This is a genomic window from Actinomadura physcomitrii, from assembly GCF_008923205.2.
Lineage (GTDB): Bacteria > Actinomycetota > Actinomycetes > Streptosporangiales > Streptosporangiaceae > Spirillospora > Spirillospora physcomitrii.
Genome location: NZ_WBMS02000109.1, coordinates 1 through 787 on the forward strand (window position 1 = coordinate 1; position 787 = coordinate 787).

2 protein-coding genes are annotated in these 787 nt (G+C 75.2%); one reads left to right on the forward strand and one right to left on the reverse strand.

What is annotated here, in order from left to right; all coding sequences use genetic code 11:
• A partial coding sequence (locus F8568_RS46460) for a carboxymuconolactone decarboxylase family protein (RefSeq protein WP_160574037.1) occupies positions 1 to 228 on the reverse strand: 228 nt, incomplete at its 3' end.
• A 41-nt stretch (positions 229 to 269) separates the two neighbouring features.
• On the opposite strand from F8568_RS46460, the gene F8568_RS46465 reads away from it, so the two are divergent.
• The coding region (locus F8568_RS46465; RefSeq protein ID WP_160574036.1) for a LysR family substrate-binding domain-containing protein at positions 270 to 787 on the forward strand (518 nt) is incomplete at its 3' end.

The window sequence follows — 787 nt, forward strand, 5'->3', positions numbered from 1 at the left end:
GATCGGGAGCAGGCCGCGCTCGCCGAACACCTTCTTGGCGACGAGCGTGGCGTTGATCGACCGGGGCATCCCCGCGTACACGGCCGTGTGCAGCAGCGCCTCGGCGACCTCCGTGGCGGTCAGCCCGACGTTCAGCGCGGCGTTGACATGCACCTCCAGCTCCGGCTCGCAGCCGCCCAGGGCGGCCAGCACGCCGAGCGTGACGAGCTGCCGGTCGCGGGCGGGCAGCTCCGGCCGGTCGGCTGGAGGAGAGCTTCAACGACGCCGAGATGTCCGACGGCGTGCTGGACGGCCGGTTCGACATCGCCGTCCAGCGGCTGCCGTCCCGCGACGCCCGGCTCGCGACCCGGCCGTGGTGGAACCAGCCGCTCGCCCTGTTCCTGCCGTCCGCGCACCCGCTCGCGCACGCGCCCGACCCGGCGCCGCTGACCGCGCTCGGCCGGATCCCGCTCGTCCTGTGGCCGCGCGAGTCGTCACCGCACTCCCACGACGAGATCCTCGCGCTGTGCGACCAGGCCGGTGTGACGCCCCGCATCGGCGCCCGCGCCCGCAGCGTCCAGACCGTCCTCGCCCTCGTCGCGGCCGGTTTCGGCGGCGCCGTGATGCCCGACTCGCACCGCGCCCTGCGCCGGATCGGCGTCGCCGCCCGCCCCCTCACCGGCACGAACACCACCCTCTACCTGGTCTGGCGCGCCGACGACACCGACCCGCTCGTCCACCGCTTCAAAGACACCCTCGCCGCCCTCACCAGCCGTCCCTGCCCCACAGATCACGGCCCCCCGGCCCG